General features: G+C 38.7%; 19 protein-coding genes and 1 pseudogene. 4 read left to right on the forward strand and 16 right to left on the reverse strand.

The window, feature by feature from the left end:
* Positions 1 to 24: 24 nt before the first annotated feature.
* The 4 genes from ACMX2I_RS19130 to ACMX2I_RS19145 all read right to left on the reverse strand — a co-directional run bounded on the left by ACMX2I_RS19130 (position 25) and on the right by ACMX2I_RS19145 (position 4,393).
* On the reverse strand, positions 25 to 1,323 hold the full coding sequence (locus tag ACMX2I_RS19130) for an arsenic transporter (RefSeq protein WP_414958035.1): 1,299 nt from the start codon (positions 1,321 to 1,323) through the stop codon (positions 25 to 27).
* Positions 1,324 to 1,335: 12 nt separating this feature from the next.
* Positions 1,336 to 1,650, reverse strand: coding sequence for an ArsR/SmtB family transcription factor (locus ACMX2I_RS19135; protein ID WP_414958363.1), 315 nt, complete (start codon positions 1,648 to 1,650; stop codon positions 1,336 to 1,338).
* 317 nt (positions 1,651 to 1,967) lie between these two features.
* Complete coding sequence (locus tag ACMX2I_RS19140) at positions 1,968 to 2,840, reverse strand: YitT family protein (protein WP_414958036.1); 873 nt, start codon at positions 2,838 to 2,840, stop codon at positions 1,968 to 1,970.
* A gap of 161 nt (positions 2,841 to 3,001) precedes the next feature.
* A complete protein-coding gene (locus ACMX2I_RS19145) occupies positions 3,002 to 4,393 on the reverse strand; it encodes a PLP-dependent aminotransferase family protein (RefSeq protein ID WP_414958037.1) in 1,392 nt (463 codons plus the stop codon).
* A gap of 165 nt (positions 4,394 to 4,558) precedes the next feature.
* On the opposite strand from ACMX2I_RS19145, the gene ACMX2I_RS19150 reads away from it, so the two are divergent.
* Entirely contained in the window at positions 4,559 to 5,422 is an 864-nt protein-coding gene (locus tag ACMX2I_RS19150) for a DMT family transporter (protein ID WP_414958038.1), read from the forward strand.
* Positions 5,423 to 5,720: 298 nt separating this feature from the next.
* Complete coding sequence (locus tag ACMX2I_RS19155; protein ID WP_414958039.1) at positions 5,721 to 6,395, forward strand: hypothetical protein; 675 nt, start codon at positions 5,721 to 5,723, stop codon at positions 6,393 to 6,395.
* A gap of 524 nt (positions 6,396 to 6,919) precedes the next feature.
* On the opposite strand, the gene ACMX2I_RS19160 is transcribed toward ACMX2I_RS19155, so the two are convergent.
* The 9 genes and pseudogenes from ACMX2I_RS19160 to ACMX2I_RS19200 form a co-directional block, all read right to left on the reverse strand.
* Positions 6,920 to 7,702, reverse strand: a complete 783-nt coding sequence (locus tag ACMX2I_RS19160; RefSeq protein WP_414958040.1) for a sulfite exporter TauE/SafE family protein — start codon at positions 7,700 to 7,702, stop codon at positions 6,920 to 6,922.
* Positions 7,703 to 7,763: 61 nt separating this feature from the next.
* Complete coding sequence (locus tag ACMX2I_RS19165; RefSeq protein ID WP_414958041.1) at positions 7,764 to 7,991, reverse strand: sulfurtransferase TusA family protein; 228 nt, start codon at positions 7,989 to 7,991, stop codon at positions 7,764 to 7,766.
* A 35-nt stretch (positions 7,992 to 8,026) separates the two neighbouring features.
* A pseudogene (locus ACMX2I_RS19170) lies at positions 8,027 to 9,158 on the reverse strand (MBL fold metallo-hydrolase); the annotation flags it as partial.
* A gap of 15 nt (positions 9,159 to 9,173) precedes the next feature.
* Positions 9,174 to 9,731 (reverse strand): sulfurtransferase TusA family protein, encoded by a 558-nt coding sequence (locus ACMX2I_RS19175; protein WP_414958042.1) that lies wholly within the window; start codon positions 9,729 to 9,731, stop codon positions 9,174 to 9,176.
* A gap of 78 nt (positions 9,732 to 9,809) precedes the next feature.
* Positions 9,810 to 10,178 (reverse strand): rhodanese-like domain-containing protein, encoded by a 369-nt coding sequence (locus tag ACMX2I_RS19180; RefSeq protein WP_087993540.1) that lies wholly within the window; start codon positions 10,176 to 10,178, stop codon positions 9,810 to 9,812.
* Positions 10,179 to 10,202: 24 nt separating this feature from the next.
* On the reverse strand, positions 10,203 to 10,685 hold the full coding sequence (locus ACMX2I_RS19185) for a DsrE/DsrF/DrsH-like family protein (protein WP_087993539.1): 483 nt from the start codon (positions 10,683 to 10,685) through the stop codon (positions 10,203 to 10,205).
* Positions 10,686 to 10,843: 158 nt separating this feature from the next.
* A complete protein-coding gene (locus ACMX2I_RS19190) occupies positions 10,844 to 11,104 on the reverse strand; it encodes a metal-sensitive transcriptional regulator (RefSeq protein ID WP_087993538.1) in 261 nt (86 codons plus the stop codon).
* Between the two features lie 567 nt (positions 11,105 to 11,671).
* Entirely contained in the window at positions 11,672 to 12,091 is a 420-nt protein-coding gene (locus ACMX2I_RS19195; protein ID WP_202328995.1) for a universal stress protein, read from the reverse strand.
* 17 nt (positions 12,092 to 12,108) lie between these two features.
* Positions 12,109 to 13,575 carry a SulP family inorganic anion transporter gene (locus tag ACMX2I_RS19200; RefSeq protein ID WP_414958043.1) on the reverse strand — a complete coding sequence of 489 codons (1,467 nt, stop codon included), beginning with the start codon at positions 13,573 to 13,575 and terminating at the stop codon, positions 12,109 to 12,111.
* Positions 13,576 to 13,793: 218 nt separating this feature from the next.
* On the opposite strand from ACMX2I_RS19200, the gene ACMX2I_RS19205 reads away from it, so the two are divergent.
* Positions 13,794 to 14,354, forward strand: coding sequence for a recombinase family protein (locus tag ACMX2I_RS19205; protein WP_202328992.1), 561 nt, complete (start codon positions 13,794 to 13,796; stop codon positions 14,352 to 14,354).
* A 163-nt stretch (positions 14,355 to 14,517) separates the two neighbouring features.
* Here ACMX2I_RS19205 and ACMX2I_RS19210 read toward each other — a convergent pair whose 3' ends face one another.
* A complete protein-coding gene (locus ACMX2I_RS19210; protein WP_414958044.1) occupies positions 14,518 to 15,060 on the reverse strand; it encodes a cupin domain-containing protein in 543 nt (180 codons plus the stop codon).
* 172 nt (positions 15,061 to 15,232) lie between these two features.
* Entirely contained in the window at positions 15,233 to 15,610 is a 378-nt protein-coding gene (locus tag ACMX2I_RS19215; protein WP_414958045.1) for a hypothetical protein, read from the reverse strand.
* An 858-nt stretch (positions 15,611 to 16,468) separates the two neighbouring features.
* Between ACMX2I_RS19215 and ACMX2I_RS19220 the strand changes: the two genes are divergently transcribed.
* A complete protein-coding gene (locus ACMX2I_RS19220) occupies positions 16,469 to 16,930 on the forward strand; it encodes a CarD family transcriptional regulator (RefSeq protein WP_414958046.1) in 462 nt (153 codons plus the stop codon).
* Positions 16,931 to 17,776: 846 nt separating this feature from the next.
* Here ACMX2I_RS19220 and cspC read toward each other — a convergent pair.
* Positions 17,777 to 17,977 carry a cold shock protein CspC gene (cspC, locus tag ACMX2I_RS19225; RefSeq protein WP_087993913.1) on the reverse strand — a complete coding sequence of 67 codons (201 nt, stop codon included), beginning with the start codon at positions 17,975 to 17,977 and terminating at the stop codon, positions 17,777 to 17,779.
* Positions 17,978 to 18,461: the final 484 nt, after the last annotated feature.

Consider the following 18,461-nt stretch of genomic DNA (forward strand, 5'->3'; position numbering starts at 1 on the left):
ATTAATCTGCTCCTTTTTGAAACATTAATGGATGATCATCAGCCAAATATACAGGCCGACAAGTGTAATAAATAATGTTGGTATTGTCAGTATGATTCCTGTTTTAAAATAAGTGCCCCAGGAAATCTTCACGCCTTTCTGTGAAAGGACATGGAGCCATAATAGTGTCGCCAAGGAACCAATCGGCGTGATTTTAGGTCCTAAATCTGAACCGATAACATTTGCATATATAAGCGCTTCTCTCATCATTCCATGTGTATCTGTGCCGGCAATAGCCAATGCATCAATCATGACAGTCGGCATGTTATTCATAACGGAAGAAAGAATCGCCGCGATAAAGCCCATTCCAATCGTACCCGCAAATAACCCTTGATCAGCCAGAGCTTGAATCACATCCGAAAGGACATCTGTCAATCCGGCATTACGGACACCGTACACAACAACGTACATGCCGATCGAAAAGAACACGATAGCCCAAGGCGCCCCTTTCAGCACTTGCTTTGTATGAATGGCTGGGCTCTTTTGTGCAGCAATTAAGAAAAAGATGGCAATGATGCCCGCTACCACTGATACGGGAATAGAGAAAAATTCACTTGCAAAGTATCCAATTAACAGCAGCCCTAAGATATACCATGATAGTTTGAACATATTTTGATCTTTTATTGCTTCTGCAGGTCTTTTAACCTCAGTCAAATCATAACGTTTTGGTATGCTTTTTCTGAAGAAAAGGTAAAGTACAATGATACTCGCCAGTAATGAGAACAAGTTAGGGACAATCATTCTGGATGCATAATCAATAAACGTAATATCAAAATAGTCCGCTGAAACGATGTTGACCAAATTGCTCACAACTAACGGAAGCGAAGTCGTATCTGCAATAAACCCGCTGGCAATGATAAAAGGAAAAACTAATTTTTCATTGAAGTTTAAAGCTCTGACCATCGCTAATACAATTGGTGTCAATATAAGGGCCGCGCCGTCGTTTGCAAATAATGCTGCGACGATAGCTCCTAATATAGATACATAAATGAACATGCGCACACCGTTTCCTTTTGCAGCCTTAGCCATATGAAGCGCTGCCCATTCAAAGAAACCAATGTTATCAAGGATTAACGAGATAATAATGATGGCCACAAAAGCCAATGTCGCATTCCAAACAATCCCTGTCACAGTTAACACATCTTGAAAATCGACAACGCCGGCTATTAAAGCCAAAGCAGCTCCTCCACAGGCTGACCATCCGATAGATAAGTTTCTCGGCTGCCATATGACCAATACTAAAGTGAATAAAAATATAGCTAAAGCCAAAATGACTGAAGTCAATCTAATACCTCCTTACTGGCAAGACGCTTGAGTTTCCCTTTGTTTGATGTGCAGTAACAATTCGTCTTCCTGATCGATTTGATGCAAAATCAATTGCAATGTATCAAACTCGGGGCATGATTGATTGATTGAATAGTAACGCCATTGCCCTCTTCTGTCCTCGTTCACAAATCCTGCGTTTTTTAATTTTCGCAAATGCTGGCTTATGGCTGGCTGACTCATGTCGAACATATCAACCAATTGACAGACACAATATTCTTTTTCAAAAAATAATGTCATCATCATCAGCCTTGTTTGATCACTAAGTATTTTTAAACAGCTAGTCATTGCTGCAACTCCTATTTTTGTATCAACAGTCAAATGAACTCCTCCTTTAACCCAATACATTATAAAATCATGATATATTGGCCCAGTGATTATACACCCCAATAAAAAAGAGGCACTGTCCGTACATAAAAATGAACATTACGTTTTTCACAACATCATTATATAAGTTTATTCTTATATAATCAATCGTTTATATTTACCTAAACAAGAAAAAATCCTGCTTGATGGGAACAGGATTTCAACAAATCATGAGCAAACAGCTTCATAAGGCTCGTCAAAACATATGATGGCTGTTTTGCCATTCGTCACTCTTTTTTCTAATGATGATTGACCCTTCTAAAATTGCTGCCCTTCACTTCAGCTACGTCATATACGGTAACAAAAGCGGTTTTATCAATGTCATTAATAATTTCTTTTAGTTTGGTTTCTTCTAACCGGTTGATGACACATGTGATTTCTTTGAATTTCTCATGGGAAAAACCCCCGTAAGCTTCTTTGTATGTGGCGCTTCGGCCTAATTGATCACGTATGGTCTCTACCATCAATTCAGGTTGGGTTGTAATAATTTGAAACATTTTAGAACCGCTTAAGCCTTCCTCCACAACATGAATGACTTTGGATGCAATGTAGTAAGCAATGACTGAAAGCAATGCCCCTTGCAAACCAAATACGGTGGAAACAAAAATAAATACAAAAAGGTTTAAGAATAGAATGAGATCGCTCGTTCCGAATGGCAGTTTTCGGGACAGCAGCACTGCAAGCATATCAATTCCATCTAATGCGCCGCCATTACGCAGCGCCAGCCCCATTCCAAACCCAAGGATAATCCCGCCGACAACGGTTATCAACAAAGTATCCCCTTCGATGATGGCTGGAGTGTGGTGCATAAAACTTGTACCCGCGGCAAGTGATGCGATTCCGATAATTGATAATAACGCAAAGCGTTTTCCAATTTGCTTATATCCTAACCAGACAAACGGAATGTTAAGAGCGGCAATCAGAATCCCCAGCGGCAAATGGAACAGCTGTGACCCAACAATGCTGAGGCCTGTCACCCCTCCATCAGATACGCTGTTTGGAATGAGCACCGTTTCCAGTCCATATGCCGCTATGATGCCTCCGATTATGACCATGATGACTTGCAGGATGATTTTCGCTTTAAATTTCTTATGTTTTTCGTTTGTATTCATGCCATTCCTCATTTCAAATATTTTGTTATAAGTAAACTATACCATAATAGAATTTCCCCGCTAAAAACATGCCTTTTAAAAGGATTCGTCAATCATTTCTGTAAGCTGTCTATTGCTGGTACCACTCTATTTCATACTTAATAAAACAGCTGAAAGCTTCCTTATATCTTCCAGGCAGCTTTCAGTTTTTTTATACCTTCTCGTATGTTAAATTCAGGAACCCCTGCAAATCCAAGCGACACTCTTTTAGCAGGGGGATGGTTTTGATAAGAAGGAGCAACAGGATAAATTTTCACTCCATGTTCCTTCGCCTTCTCAATTAACTCTTTTTCGCTAAATGGCAAATAAACGTCGAGTAAGATGCGAAGTCCAGAGTTTTCTCCGCGAATCCTGACATGCTCTCCTAATTCTCTTTGCACAGTCTCTAGTAAAATGGCTCTTTTTTTACGGTAAAGCTTTCTCATTCTGTTGATGTGTTTTTGCCACTCTCCATTTTTTATAAAGTCAGCTAGCGTGAGCTGACTGTGGCAGGACACCGTTTGCTTATATAAAGACGCGATTTCATGGCCTTTTTTTAAAAGAGACGAAGGAAGAATCATATAGCTGATACGCAGCGAGGGAAGAAGAGACTTAGAAAAAGTGCCCATATAAATGACACGGTTATCCTGGTCCAGTCCTTGTAAGGATGGGACCGGCTGTCCGGTGTATCTAAACTCCCCATCATAATCATCCTCTATGATAAATGACTGATTCTCAGCAGCCCATTTAAGCAGCTGAATTCTTCTGTTAATCGTCATAATGGTTCCTAGCGTAAATTGGTGAGAAGGCGTGACATACACAAGATTTGGCTGCTGTTCTTTGATCTTCTGTATACAGATTCCTTCATCATCGACTGGTATAGGAAGAATATTCATACGATTGGCTTCAAAAATCTCGCGTGCTCTCGGATAACCCGGATCCTCATATCCTATGAAAATATTCTGATCAAAAACTTGACACAAGATTTGGAGAAGGATAGGGTTCCCGGCACCTATAATCACTTGTTCAGGGACACAATGAACACCCCGTGATTGATACAGATACTCTGCAATGAGCGTCCTCAGCTCAAACTCTCCTAAAACATGTCCCGGCCGATAAAGCTCGTGTCCATATTGGTCTAAACTATTGACCATGCTTTTTCGCCATGCGGAAAAAGGAAAGTAAGAAGAATCTACATTTCCATAGTGAAAATCAATCCACTCTTTATGTTCCTGCTCTTTTTGTTGAATGGGTAATGTGCGCGGCATTTTACGATAGGCAAAATCAGAATCGTCATAATCAGCAAACCACCCGCTTCTTGGCTTGCTCACGATATAGCCCTCAGCAGCAAGTTGTTCATAGGCACGTTCTACAGTCGTTTGGCTGATGGATAGCTGACTCGCCAAGAGTCTTTTTGAAGGGAGCTTCATTCCTTTTTGAATACGCCCCTGATGCATGTTTTCTTTGAAATCCTGATTAAGCTGCTGGTAAAGCGGAATATCCAAATTTCTATTTAAAAAAGGCGTGATATCCATTTACACATTGTTCTCCTAACTGGTATGCATTTTTTTATGAAAACTGGCTGTTTATGAAAGGTCAATTCCAGTTTATAGTCATTGTAATCCTTAGATGCTAGTTTTGTTAAGAAAATTCAGATTAACAGTTAAAGAATGAAAAGAATCCTATTTGGAGTGATTATAATGAACAAAACAACAAATGGCTGGATAAATGGTTTTATAGGCGTCCTTATTTTCAGCGGCTCACTGCCAGCAACCCGCTTGGCTGTGGCGGACTTCACCCCATTGTTCCTCACCGTATGCCGCGCTGCGATAGCTGGTGTATTGGCTGGAGGCCTCCTTCTCATCTTTCGGCAACAGCATCCTGCCAAAAGCGACATCATTTCATTATTGGTGGTAGCGTTCGGCGTGGTGATCGGGTTCCCATTGCTGACAGCTTTGGCGCTTCAGTATGTCACCTCCGCACATGCCATTGTCTTCCTTGGGCTTCTTCCGCTTGCGACAGCGGTCTTCGGCGTACTCCGTGGAGGTGAACGTCCCCGGCCAGTCTTCTGGATGTTCTCAGCGGCTGGCAGCTTACTAGTAGCAGGATTCGCTCTGATCCAAGGCGGTGGATCATCCCCGCTCGGCGACGCATACATGCTGGCTTCTATCATCGTATGCGGGCTTGGTTATGCAGAAGGCGCCAGGCTTTCTCGACGTCTGGGGAACTGGCAGGTGATCTCTTGGGCACTCGTTCTGTCGCTTCCTCTTATGCTGCCTTTGTCGTTCTTTTTTACACCGGACTCATGGTCGAGCATCGGGATACCAGCACTGCTCAGTCTTGCCTATGTATCCTTATTCAGCATGCTGATCGGCTTCGTCTTCTGGTATCGAGGTCTCGCCCAAGGCGGAATTGCGGCGGTTGGGCAGTTGCAGCTTCTTCAGCCATTCTTTGGACTGCTGCTCGCCTCAGTGATTCTGCACGAGAAAGTAGGCTGGGCACTCGTGGCAGTGAATATCGCCGTTATCATGTGCGTGGCTGCTGCTCGGCGATTTGCAAAGTAAGGCGAGGTAAACAAAAATACCAAGGGTTTGCTGTCCTCGATATTTTTCATGCGGCCGAAGAACTCGAAGCTGTTCTTCATTTGCCACTTCCAATGATACGTTTTTTCTCTATTGCGCTCATAGATTGAAAACCTGAAGAAAAAGGGGCAAAAGTTTTTAAGAATTCTTAAGTACGAAGCTAACCATAAATCTCTTTTCAAACAAATTTCAAACAAACGATCATATCTATTGTATGGTAATATTTAGATCCATGACTTTTACATGAAGATGAAACCTAGTTGATGAGAGGAATGAAAGAATGAGGAAACTCGGAAAGATATTTTACTGCAATGCCGCCCTCCTGCTGCTCGCCTTATTGCTTGCTGGGTGTGCGGGCAGTAAGAACGTAGAATCACAACAAACTTCAAATGATGATACTGCTGCACAAACTGACGAAGATCGTAATGATAATGAAGACAGCAACAAAATAAGCAAAGATGAATCAGAGCCAACAACGGGATTAGAAGAATTCGCAACAGTTGAATCAGATGACACCTCTTCAGAAAAAGCAAAAAATGAGGAGAAAGGCAAAGAAGACGATGTATTGGCAGCATATTCTTCTGAGAAAATCGAATATGCCCGTGTTTGGCTGCAGCTTGGACCTAATCAAGAGATAGATGAATTGAATGTTCGGCACATTTCGGCTGGCGAACCCATCAATCCTAATGATGACACCAGTGCCAGCTACCCAGAAGATATGATCCAGTTAGCTGGTTCTCGATTAGTGGATGGATCAGTCACTTATCATGGTAACGGAGATGGCACGATTCATGTATACAATGTGCCTTTACGCTGGGATTCCGCTGATGATTTAGATCAAGGCGTAATGCGGGAAGTGACTGAGAATATCATTAACAATAAAAAAACAGTGTACGTCGATACAGGAGACGATGAAAAAATCAAGCGACTCATTGACATCATGGTGATTCATTAATCAGTTATCGCCAAACTTTTTTCACCTGAGTTCCTTGCTATAAATAAAGGCTTTTAAAGTATGATATATTCATATTGAACAAAGTTTGGAGTGTGATCACTTGCTAAAAAATCTACCTATTCTATTAGCTCTCCTATCAGTTGGAAACATTCTAAATGTGGTGAGCAATACCATTGAATTATCTGGTACTTTTCATTGGATCATATTATTACTGGGTGTCGCATTAGTATTTTATAGCGCCGTATGTCTAGTGGCATACAATATTAATCAAAAGAAACATCTCACAGTAAGTGAATGATTCTTTAGAAAAACAAGCATTTCACATGATGCTTGTTTTTCTTTTACATATAGCAGTTTGTCAGACTCATACCTTCAGCCTCTAAGAGGTTAAACACGGTTAAATTTTTGCATTCACGTAAACAGTATATGGTATAACCATTATTCTTTTGAGCAACATCACAGTAATAATCGCCTTCCGCCATTTGTTCGCTTGGGCCTTATTCAAAAGGTTAACGCTCAACATTTTATCCCCAAAGGAACCCTATCCAGATTTTAATGGCTGTCGCTGATATTAATAGCGCTAAAATCCATTGCAGGAATTTTGTATTTACCTTTTGTCCAACTTTTGCGCCAATAGGAGAAGCAATTAAACTAGCGATCATAAGAACCAAAGCTGGTACAAAAAGCACCTGTCCTGTGATTACCTTTCCAACTGTTGCGCCAATAGATGATAGAAATGTAACCGCAAGAGATGAAGCGACGGTGATTCTTACAGGAATATTTAAAATTGATAACATAATAGGAACGAGGACAAAGGCGCCGCCAGCTCCTAAAATACCTGATACTCCGCCAATGATAAAGGCTAAAGATGAAGCTAACCATTTATGAAATATGACTTCTTCGCCATCCCTATGTTCTTGTCCTTTTTTAGGTATAAACATTAATATAACAGCTATAATAGCCAAAATACCGTATACGAAGTTCATTCCTTGTTCAGATATGCGATGAGAAATGTAACTCCCTAATACACTCCCTATAAAAATACTGCTTCCCATGTAAATGATTATTGCTTTATTTAAAAACCCACTCTTACGATAAGCCCAAACACCGCCAAGTGTCGCAAAGAAGACTTGAATAGCTCCTATCCCTGAAACTTCATGAGCGGTTAATGACATCACTCCCACTAAAGAAGGAATGTACAATAGCATTGGATAATTAACAACTGATCCGCCAATACCAATCATTCCGGAAATAAAGGCACCAATAAACCCTATAATGAAAAGAGTGATCATAAAGGCAATGTCCATGCGGGTTTCCTCCTTTTCAAAGAATAAGGGTATCTTTTTATTCGATACCCTTTCACATTCATTAGCCTTTTTGAATCCAGAATTTCAGTACATCGCCTTCTTCAGTTTGCTCTAAAAGGTCATGCCCGCCGGATTTAGACCAAGCTGCCAGATCACTTTTAGCTCCCTTATCTGTTACATGCACTTCTAATATTTGACCTGAATCCAGTTCATTCATCGCTTTCTTCGTTCTGACGATTGGCATAGGGCATGCCAGTCCTTTTGCGTCTAATACTTTAGCTGATTTCATGTTCATCTCTCTCCTCTTTTAATAGAATGGTTGTGTTACCGAATTGCACAACGGTTTGGCCCAATCTCCATTTCACGCTGTTTTTCTTCATCTGGATTGATTTTCCCCATATTTGTTTCGCGAATCTCTTGATATGCATTTGGCTGCGGAGGCAAATGATTTGTCACTAGGTGTCTAAATTCTGTTTCATCCGCAATGTTCAAACCATGATTCTCGGTAAATAATGTACTTAATTTTTTACCTACACTTCCATCCTCATTTAACTCATCAATGATCATAAAGTGTGCCGGTAATACGATTAAATCCTTTGATAACGCTTTGTAACGGTTATAAAGCGTTTTTCTTAAATCTCCTACCCAATCTTCTGCCATACCGGCTAAATCCGGTCTGCCGATTGAATCGATAAACAAGATATCACCTGAAAGGAGATACCGATCATCTATAATGAAAGAAGTGGAGCCAATTGTATGCCCAGGAGAATAAATTGGTTGAATTCTAATCGTTGTTTTTCCAATGACAACGTCATTTCCTTCTTCCAACGGCTGATAATCGAATACCACTTCTTCAGCATCTTTAGGCGGTAACCAGTAGGTTGCTTTTGTTTTTTCGGCAATCACTCTGCCGCCTGAAATATGGTCTGCGTGAAGGTGTGTATCAAATACATGGGTAATCGCCGCACCCTTTTCCTTTGCAAAATCCATAAAGACACCCGCCATACGTGTCGCATCAATAATCGCCGCTTCACCATTGGAAATCACCATGTATGACAGACAGCCTTTGCCGATTCTCACAAACTGATACATCTCACCGCCGTCTTTTAAATCGCCGACTTTTACCGGCTCTAAATGCTCGCTCCACGCTTTCATACCACCTTTAAGATACGATACAGAAAGACCGGCTTCTGAAAGCATCTCGGATACCATTACAGATGAACCTTCTTTTGCGCATACGACTAGCACTTCTTTATCGGAAGGAATTTCCCCTAAGATATCTTCCACGCCATCTAAAAGGTCGAAATAAGGCACATTCAAATGTTCAAAATCATGTCCTTCAATTTTCCAATCGCTAAAATCATTTTCATTACGCACATCAAGAATGTATAAAGGTTCTTTGTTAAAAATTTTTTGTGACACTTCTTTTGCGGTAGTTGCCTGTACAGTCATGTTTAAATCCCTCCTTTAATTACTCTGTTTCCCCTGTCCAATCACGCATACCGGGGACAACGTTGATTACCTTTTTAAAACCTTGTTTTTTCATCGTTTGGGCTGCCATTTCACTTCTTCTTCCTGAATGGCAAATGATATAAATTTCATCATCTTTATTTAACTCGCTAGAGCGTTTTTCCACTTCACCAAGAGGGATATGCACAACACCCGGAATATGGGCTTCTTCATACTCCTCCGCCTCCCGAACATCTAAAATGTGAAGAGGCTCGTCACTTTCTACTTTCTGTTTGAAAGTGTCTAATGAAATGTCCGGAATGGAAGATGCGTTCTCTGATGCAGGCTCGCCTCCTCTGCGAAGAAAATGGCGAAATAGATCTCCCTCTGTTTCAGTACCTAGATATTGATGACCTGTGCTTTTTGCCCATGCTTGCAAATCTGCCGTAAAGCCTTTGTCTGTTGCTTGAATTTCTAATACTTCACCAGCTTTTAAATCCTTCATTTTCTTCTTCGTTTTGACGATAGGCATCGGACATGCTAAACCTTTAGCATCTAATACAACATTTGCTTGTATCATGTTATTTCCTCCTTTTATCTAATAGGGGTAGGGGTATATGATCCGTCAAAAAAAGAGATCTTCTTCCTTTCACCGACATTAATGCCATGCATTCATGCCGCCTTTTACATTTGTAACACTTTTAAATCCTTGTTTTTTCAATACCTTACTCGCCTTCATACTTCTCATGCCGCTTTGGCAAATAACGAAAATCTCCCTGTCTTTTGAAAGTTGATTTGTTTGTTGAGGCAGTATTGACAAGGGAATATTCTTAAAACCTTTAATATGCTTTGTACGAAACTCAAAAGGTGTTCTGACATCTATAAATTGTTTCCCTTGACTTTTCAGCTCTGATTTTAAAACTGTCGTTGTCATTTGTTTCACACCCTTTACTGGTGAAACATTCCGAATCAATATCCATAGAAAAAACAAAATGAGTATGGTATAGATGATGACTCTGCTATCCATCGGATTCGATTCACCTCTCTTCAATTAAATAAATAAGTTAACAGCACCTTCTTCAGCATCAGCTAAATAAGCTGCTACACCAGCATAGTCGATATCATCTAATAGTTCTTTTTCCTGCAAACCAAGCAGATCCATTGTCATCGTACATGCTACGAGCTTTACACCTTGTTCTTGAGCCATCTCAATTAACTGAGGCAATGTTAGCGCATTATGCTTTTTCATCACATTTTTGATCATTTTAGGGCCCATACCTGCAAAGTTCATTTTAGATAAGCCCATCTTATCAGCGCCTCGAGGCATCATTTTTCCAAACATGTTTTCAAGAAATCCTTTTTTTACAGGGACCAGCTCTTCTTTACGTAAAGCGTTTAATCCCCAAAACGTATGGAAGATGGTCACTTCATGGTCATAGGCGGCTGCACCATTTGCAATAATGTAAGCTGCCATCGCTTTATCATAATCCCCGCTGAATAAGACAATCGTTGTGCGTTTTGTTTGTTCTGTCATGTTTATCCTCCTAAACCCCCAATTACCCATAGGGGTATATTGAAAGCAAAATTTTTTAAAAGTTAAGGCTATAATTCAATCAATTAAATACCGGTAGGGGTATATTATAACACATATAAAAATTCGTCAACCTTAAAAATGATAGGTTGATGAATTTTTTATCGGCTCTTCACCAGTAAGTCGACTGCTTCTTTTACTAAATTGGATGTGTCTTCTCCCTGATCCAAGCTTTCACGAATACAAAGTTCAAGATTTGTGCCAACAATAACACCTAATGCTCTATCAATTGCATTGCGTGAGGCTGCCAATTGAGTCACAACTTCTCTGCAGTCTTTTCCTTGCTCCATCATCGTCAATACACCTTTAATTTGCCCTTCTATCCGGCGCAAGCGATTTTTAACCTTTTGATCATACTCCATATCGTTGAAATCCTTTCTTTCATTAATTTTTGCAATTCATAACTGTTCACATGAATACCTTCTTTAGAAAACACACTCCAACATTTAATTCTGCCTTATCAAAACCTATTATGTGTATTTTATCACGCGGAATCTCTAAATAAAAACGTTTTAGATAGGCATATGGAATGTTTAAAATAAAATCATTTTGAAAAATTGGTTACATCGTTAAAATGACGATATCTAATATGGTCACATCCATGGCTACTAATTCTTCTTTATTGAGACAAAAATACCTGCAGAATAATAACGTCTAGACATGGCATAGATCAATATCAAAATAAGCAGGAATGCGACAGCCAAGTAAGAAATTTATTTACAGCGCCTTTTTAACTGCTTCTTATTTATGAACCAATAATATACCCCCATAGGTATAAAGTCAAGTGCGTGAAAATTAGATTTCGGATCGTTTTGATACGAAGTGCTGTTTTGAGACTGTAAATAAAACCACCTATCACTTTTGCCCAGCTAAATTTACAACAGTAAAAAAACAAGCCGATTTTATATAAAATCGGCTTGTTCCATCCATCACTTTACAATCAGCACAGGACAATTTACTCGCTTAGCCACTTTATGGCTTACACTGCCCAGCACCATTTCCTGCAGTGAATTCAATCCCCTGCTGCCTACTACGAGCATATCAAATTGATTTTCATTTGCATAAGCAACAATGGTCGGTCCTGGTTCTCCGTGTTTCATCATTACATCATGCCGGACACCAGCTTGCTCAAATTTTTCTAAAATCGGCTCCAACTTTTTACGCCTTTCCATTTCTAACTCTGCAGAACTCGCGGTATGAAGCACTTCGGTTTTCGCTTTTGAATAATCTTTAACAAAAATGATTTCCACTCTTGCATCAGGCACCAGTTTCGCTATACGAATTGCATGTTCTGCTGATCGAATGGAATGATCTGATCCATCAGCTGCCAACAAAATATTTTGATACATACCCCTTCACCTTCCCCTTAGTGGCTTGACGGCTGTGCGTTAGGATGATTGTAAGTAGCCAGCTTTTCAATCAAATGTTGGCTTGATTCGTTTAAGCCAACCAATGTAACATCTGCATGATTTTCTTTGAATTTCAAAACAACCTTATCCACTGCGGCGACACCAGAATCATCCCAAATATGCGCCTCTGAAAAGTTCATCACAACACGCTCTTTTACATCTTCATATGAAAATGAATTCACAAAATCTTGAACAGAAGCAAAGAACACTTGGCCCTTAATGTCATAAACAGCCTCTTTCTCAGAAACAGAAGACAAATCCACCTTTACTCGTGAAATTTTAGAAGCGAAGAAAATAGCACTTAACAGGACGCCTACGATTACGCCAATGGATAAGTTATCTGTTGCCACTACAGTAATGACTGTGACAACCATGACAACCGAATCAGTGAACGGAACTTTTTTAAGCGTCCGGATTGAAGACCAATCGAAAGTTCCAATTGAAACCATAATCATAACGCCAACCAGTGCAGGCATAGGAACTTGAACAACCCATTCACCCAAAACGAGTATTAAAAACATGAGGAACATACCAGCCGTAAAGGTTGACAGTCTCCCTCTCCCTCCAGATTTTACGTTGATAACAGATTGACCGATCATGGCACACCCTGCCATACCGCCGAAAAATCCGGCAACGATATTGGCAATCCCTTGCCCTCGGCTTTCCCGGTTTTTATTACTATCTGTGTCAGTCATGTCATCAACAATGGAAGACGTCAACAGCGACTCAAGCAGACCAACGACAGCTAGAGCAATAGAAGTCGGGAAGATAATTGATAACGTCTCAAAGTTTAATGGAACATCGGGAATCAAAAAGTTCGGCAAAGCTTGTTTGATTGTTCCTAAATCTCCAACTGTTTGAACATTAAAGTGACCCCAAATAGAAACAACCGTGAGAAATGCAATTGCGATTAAAGGACTTGGAACAGCTTTTGTAATAAACGGGAACAAATAAATGATGACTAAAGTTATGCCGACAAACACATATGTCAGACCGGATATACCAACAAAATGAGGAACTTGTGCCATGAAAATTAAAATGGCCAGCGCATTAACAAAACCTACCATGACCGATCGAGGAACAAATTTCATTAATCGCGCCACTTTGAGAACCCCAAATATGATTTGGATGATACCCGTCAGGATCGTAGCAGCAAACAGATACTGTAATCCGTGATCCTTTACCAGCGTTCCCATTAACAACGCCATAGCCCCTGTAGCCGCAGAAATCATCGCAGGCCTTCCGCCCGCAAAAGAAATCACCACCGCAATACAAAATGAGGCATACAATCCCACCATCGGGTCAACACCTGCAATAATAGAAAAACCAATGGCTTCAGGAATTAGTGCCAAAGCAACGACAATCCCGGCTAATAAGTCCCCTCTTATATTTGAGAACCACTCTATATTTAATTTTTTTAACATAAAATACAGTACACCTCTTTATGATTATTTTTTGTTGACTTCTAACTCTCATAGAAGCCAGGGTCGTTTGTAACTATTTAGAATGTAACAAACAAGAATTCAAATGTCTACAATTTTTTGTTCCAAAATAGATCTTTTTTGGAACTGACGGCGCATTCTGCGCTATCCATCTTATTTTGTTATAATGAAATATACAAAATTCATCAGGAGTTGATGATTTGATTTTTGGATATGCACGTCCGTTTAGTCAAGATCAGGATGTAACAAAACAGATAACTGCACTTAAAGGGTTCAACTGTGAAAAAATATATATTGAACAAACAAATTCAGCAAAAAACAGGCCAGAATTTGAGTCATTATGCAACAGTTTAAATACCGGAGATACCGTAATCATTTATAAGTTATACAGCATTGCGGACTCTACAAAAAACCTAATCGATATCACAGATTTTTTCAAAAGGAAACAAATCCACTTTATTTCAATATTAGACAAAGTGGACACCACAAAGAAAAACGGTTCCATATTCTTCGATTTTTTAGAAAGAGTCGGCGAATTTCAATTTGACATGATTAGTGAAAACACAAAGCTTGGCATTCAAGAGGCGAAATTAAAGGGGAAAAATACAGGACGTCCGAGGAAACCAGACCATAATGTCCGGCGCGCGATGGAAATGTATCAAAGCAAAACGTATACCATTCAGCAAATTACCAAAGAGACGGGCATCAGTAAAACAACACTGTACCGTTATTTAGATAATTGGAATGATTTTGATTCATAATAAACACGAATAAAAAACATACCGCTATTTTGGGTATGTTTTTTATTCGTGTTTCATTCCCTCTCAAAAATAATCCACATAAACAACGCCGGAAATGGTCTGTGTTAAAACCGGAAAAGATAAATGTTGGGAAATATCTTGTAAAAAAGTCTCATTAACCCGCTCAATTTTTGTATGAATTGTTCTCCTTTTCCACAGCTTCTGCATCCGCTTTAGTCACATGGACCGTGCCAAATGGATGGTTAGGCGGGGCATAAATGGAGTATAGTTTTAGCGGCGTATTGCCTGTATTGATCAGATTGTGCCATGTGCCGGCAGGTATGACAATGGCTGAATCATCATAGACATTTCGCTGAAAGTTTACCTGATCTTTACTCTTGCCCATATTAACGATACCGCGGCCTTGCTCTATCCGCAAAAATTGATCGAGGTTAGAATGCATTTCCAAACCGATATCTTCTCCAATATCGAGACTCATTACAGTAACTTGCAGGTGCGCTCCTGTCCATAGCGCGGTACGGAATGTATTGTTTTGTTTTGTCGCTTTGTTAATATTAATAACAAATGGTTTCGGCCCATAATCTGTCAAGTGAAGGTTTTGTTCTGCGTTTGCATGCTTCATTTTATTTGGATTCATCCAATAAACCGATCTTCCATCGCAGCACACATAATAAGGATATTGATGTGTAACAGGTATATAATACATTTTTCGATCCCCACATTTTTTTATTTTATGATATTACCCTATGCGTTTGTTGTGGGAATGTGCCACTTACATAACTTCTTAATAAAGAAAAGCTGTTGTATTGGTCACCTTATTTGAAAAACCCATGATTTCAAGCATTTGAGTTCTTCACTACACTTATTTATCATAAAAGTTATAATGTAACTTCTCTATTCCGATCAATGAATAAGGTTACTACAACACTAGCTATACTAACGAACGTTCCTGCAATAGAAACAAGAATTGTCCAAAAGCCATCGGGAATAAGAAAGCCAATTGGGATTAGCCCCAAAAAAGTCAAAACGATAAAACATTGGTATACTGCAGATATGATTCTTACAACAAGGTTGCCAAAAAAGGACATGGCTAATGGAGGGATGAATAAAAATACAACGATCCCAATTGATATCATTAAAATAATAGGCTCATCAAATGAAATGACATGCTCTCCAGGTGAATTTTTAGCAGCCACTAGCATAACAACTATAGACATTATTAGTGTAAGTAAAACCAGAAAAAACCTTTTAAACAACATTATGACTCCTTTTTTTAAAATGTACCTATAACGGGTCCTTTCCATAACCATTTTATGTGATTCAATAAAGAATATGCAGTTTTAACATAGCCGCCACAACCACTATTTATCATTAAGACATAACAGATACCAGTTGGTAACTAACCACATAAATGTCGTATTTATAGCGGCTTAGCTGTGGTATACACTTCTTTTTTTGCTTGGATGATGAAATTACCTTCCTCCTTTTTTACCAATTATGATAAAACCTTTATCTAACAGCTTATCAAATATAGAAATTAAACAATTTTGTATTCTAACTCCCCTGTATGATCACCTACTTCATCATAAGTATCATCTTCATTAATTGAATAGATAGGTATTCCCGTTATTTCAACTACCGCTTAAATATCTCAATTTCATTTTGCCAACTAACATCTCTTTGTTCCGGTTATAGGACAAAAAATACCAAGGGTCTGCAATCCTTGGTATCGTTCGTGCGGCCGAGAGGACTTGAACCCCACGGATTATTCACTCACTGAGCCCTCCTCAACATATCACTGATTATGAAAGATTGTTTTCATTACACTTTCTATCCTCCATTTTCATCATTTCTATAAAAAAATTGATGCCAAGTCTGAATTCCTAAAGGAGATTTAATAACTCAAACCGATTTATGTAAATTAGTCGGCTTTCAGGATATACACGGACCAATAGACCTCGTTCCCTATTGTTTTGATGTTGATTGTGCTCGATCTGTTTTTTTCAAAAAAGTTATTGACAATAAAAAAATAATCATGTTATCATTGAATATTTGATATTACACCTCCATATATGGTAACCTTAAGAAAGGTACCATATATGGAGGTGTATGATATGTTTCAAGTTGGCGATTACATTGTTTATCCAATGCACGGCGCAGGTATAATTGAAGCCATAGAAGAAAAAGATTTTTTAGAGGAAAAACAACAGTATTATGTCATCAAAATGTCAATCAGTAATATGACAGTTATGATTCCAGCGCGTAAACTATTGAGTTCAAGTATACGACCAGTTACTGATATACTTGCATTAAAACACATTCTACACATTTTTCAGCATGGAGAATCAGATAGGTTACTGCCGTGGAAACAAAGGTATCAAGTAAACACGAACAAAATAAAAACGGGTGAAATACTAGAAGGTGCTGAAGTTGTACGTGATTTAAGGCGTATGAAGAAAGAAAAAGCACTTAATACAAGCGAAAAAAAAATGTTGGATCATGCACAAGAATTTTTGATTAGTGAACTGGAAGTCATTAAAGGAATCACTGAAAACCAAATAAAAAGTTTCTGTTAATATTAATTATTGATCATGTATTTCATTCTGAAAAATATCCTGAATTTTTTGATGATATTATGATTACAAGTAAAGTACATCATTTCAAATATGTTCAACTTCTTCAACTTACTTTTGGAACATGAACCCCTTTTGTTATTCCTATCATCTATTCCCTTTTTATTATTTAAATTTTTCTGCGAACATTTGAAGAAAAAAACGAAATAGTCTTGATTTTTTCAATCCTGATTCACACTGCCACGGACAAGGAGCCGCAAAGATGGAAGAAAGGGAGGGCTTTCATTGTTTTAGGATCTTAGTGATTATTTCTAGGTTTCCCCTCACGAGTTGGTAACATCTAAATATATGGTCAACAATAAAAAATGAAGAAATTTTTTGAAATAAAACAATGAGGGTGTGGAGATACGAAACATATGTCTACACAAGAATTAGCAAATCAAGAATTCTTAAAAATTGCCGAATGAACGAAGAAAAGGATGATTCTTTACGAGAAGGGATGGTCCTTTTTGTTTACTTGTCGTAATAATAGGATAAACATACATTTTATCTGATCCTGATGAATTAAAAGGAAGGCGAGTGTTGGGATTATCATCGGTACTTCGTTTAGCGTGACGCTTTTGGCAGATGGCACAACACATTTACGCTGGCTTTTCGTTCGTATTGGAAAAGAAAACACATTCCATATATTGTAAATAAAGTATGTTATACTGTAAAAAAACCTTTGAAGCTTTAAATCTTTTTCTATTACCTTGTACCATCTCCCTACTCGAACGTTGAGTGGGTTTTTTTGAGAACATAAAAAAACAGGCCCTATTTAAAGAGCCTGTTTGTATAAACGATTGAAGATTAAGCTTTTTGAACGTTAGCAGCTTGAGCTCCACGAGCACCTTGCTCAACGTCAAACGTTACTTTTTCACCTTCGTCTAAAGATTTGAATCCGTCACTTTGGATTGCAGAGAAGTGTACGAATACATCGTCTCCGTTTTCACGTTCGATGAAGCCAAAACCTTTTTCTGCATTAAACCATTTTACTGTACCTTGTTCCATTATTGTTGCCTCCTAGTGTGTTACCACACAGTATATACTATCCTTGCCCATAGTATCATCAAGACGAAAAGTTAATATTCATACTATCCTTTACACCGAACAAAAATAATTCTTCTTTATCATAACACGAAACGGAAATCATTCCAAATTAATATTTTCGTTTTATTCATTATTATTTCTTAAATGTATGGAATCCAGTACAGAAGCAGTAAAAAAACAGAAAATGCCAATCATACTGCACCAATTTTTTAATATGTCTAAGAGGTCTATTCCTAACTATGGTTTGAAAACACCGTGAAAATGAATCACGAGTGTCTTCAAGCCTTTCTTTGCTCTTTAGCACTTCATTATTGATTATTATCAATCCATCCAAATTTTCTCTACTATTTCCTCAAACAATCCATGTTCACAGGCTCAATAAACCGTTCGCCATAGGGAAGCAGGGAGAGAGTTTGGCCAGATAAATAGCCGGGTATACTCTTCA

It is taken from the genome of Bacillus sp. SW14, from assembly GCF_047608225.1.
In the GTDB taxonomy this organism is placed as follows: Bacteria; Bacillota; Bacilli; order Bacillales; family Bacillaceae; genus Bacillus; species Bacillus subtilis_G.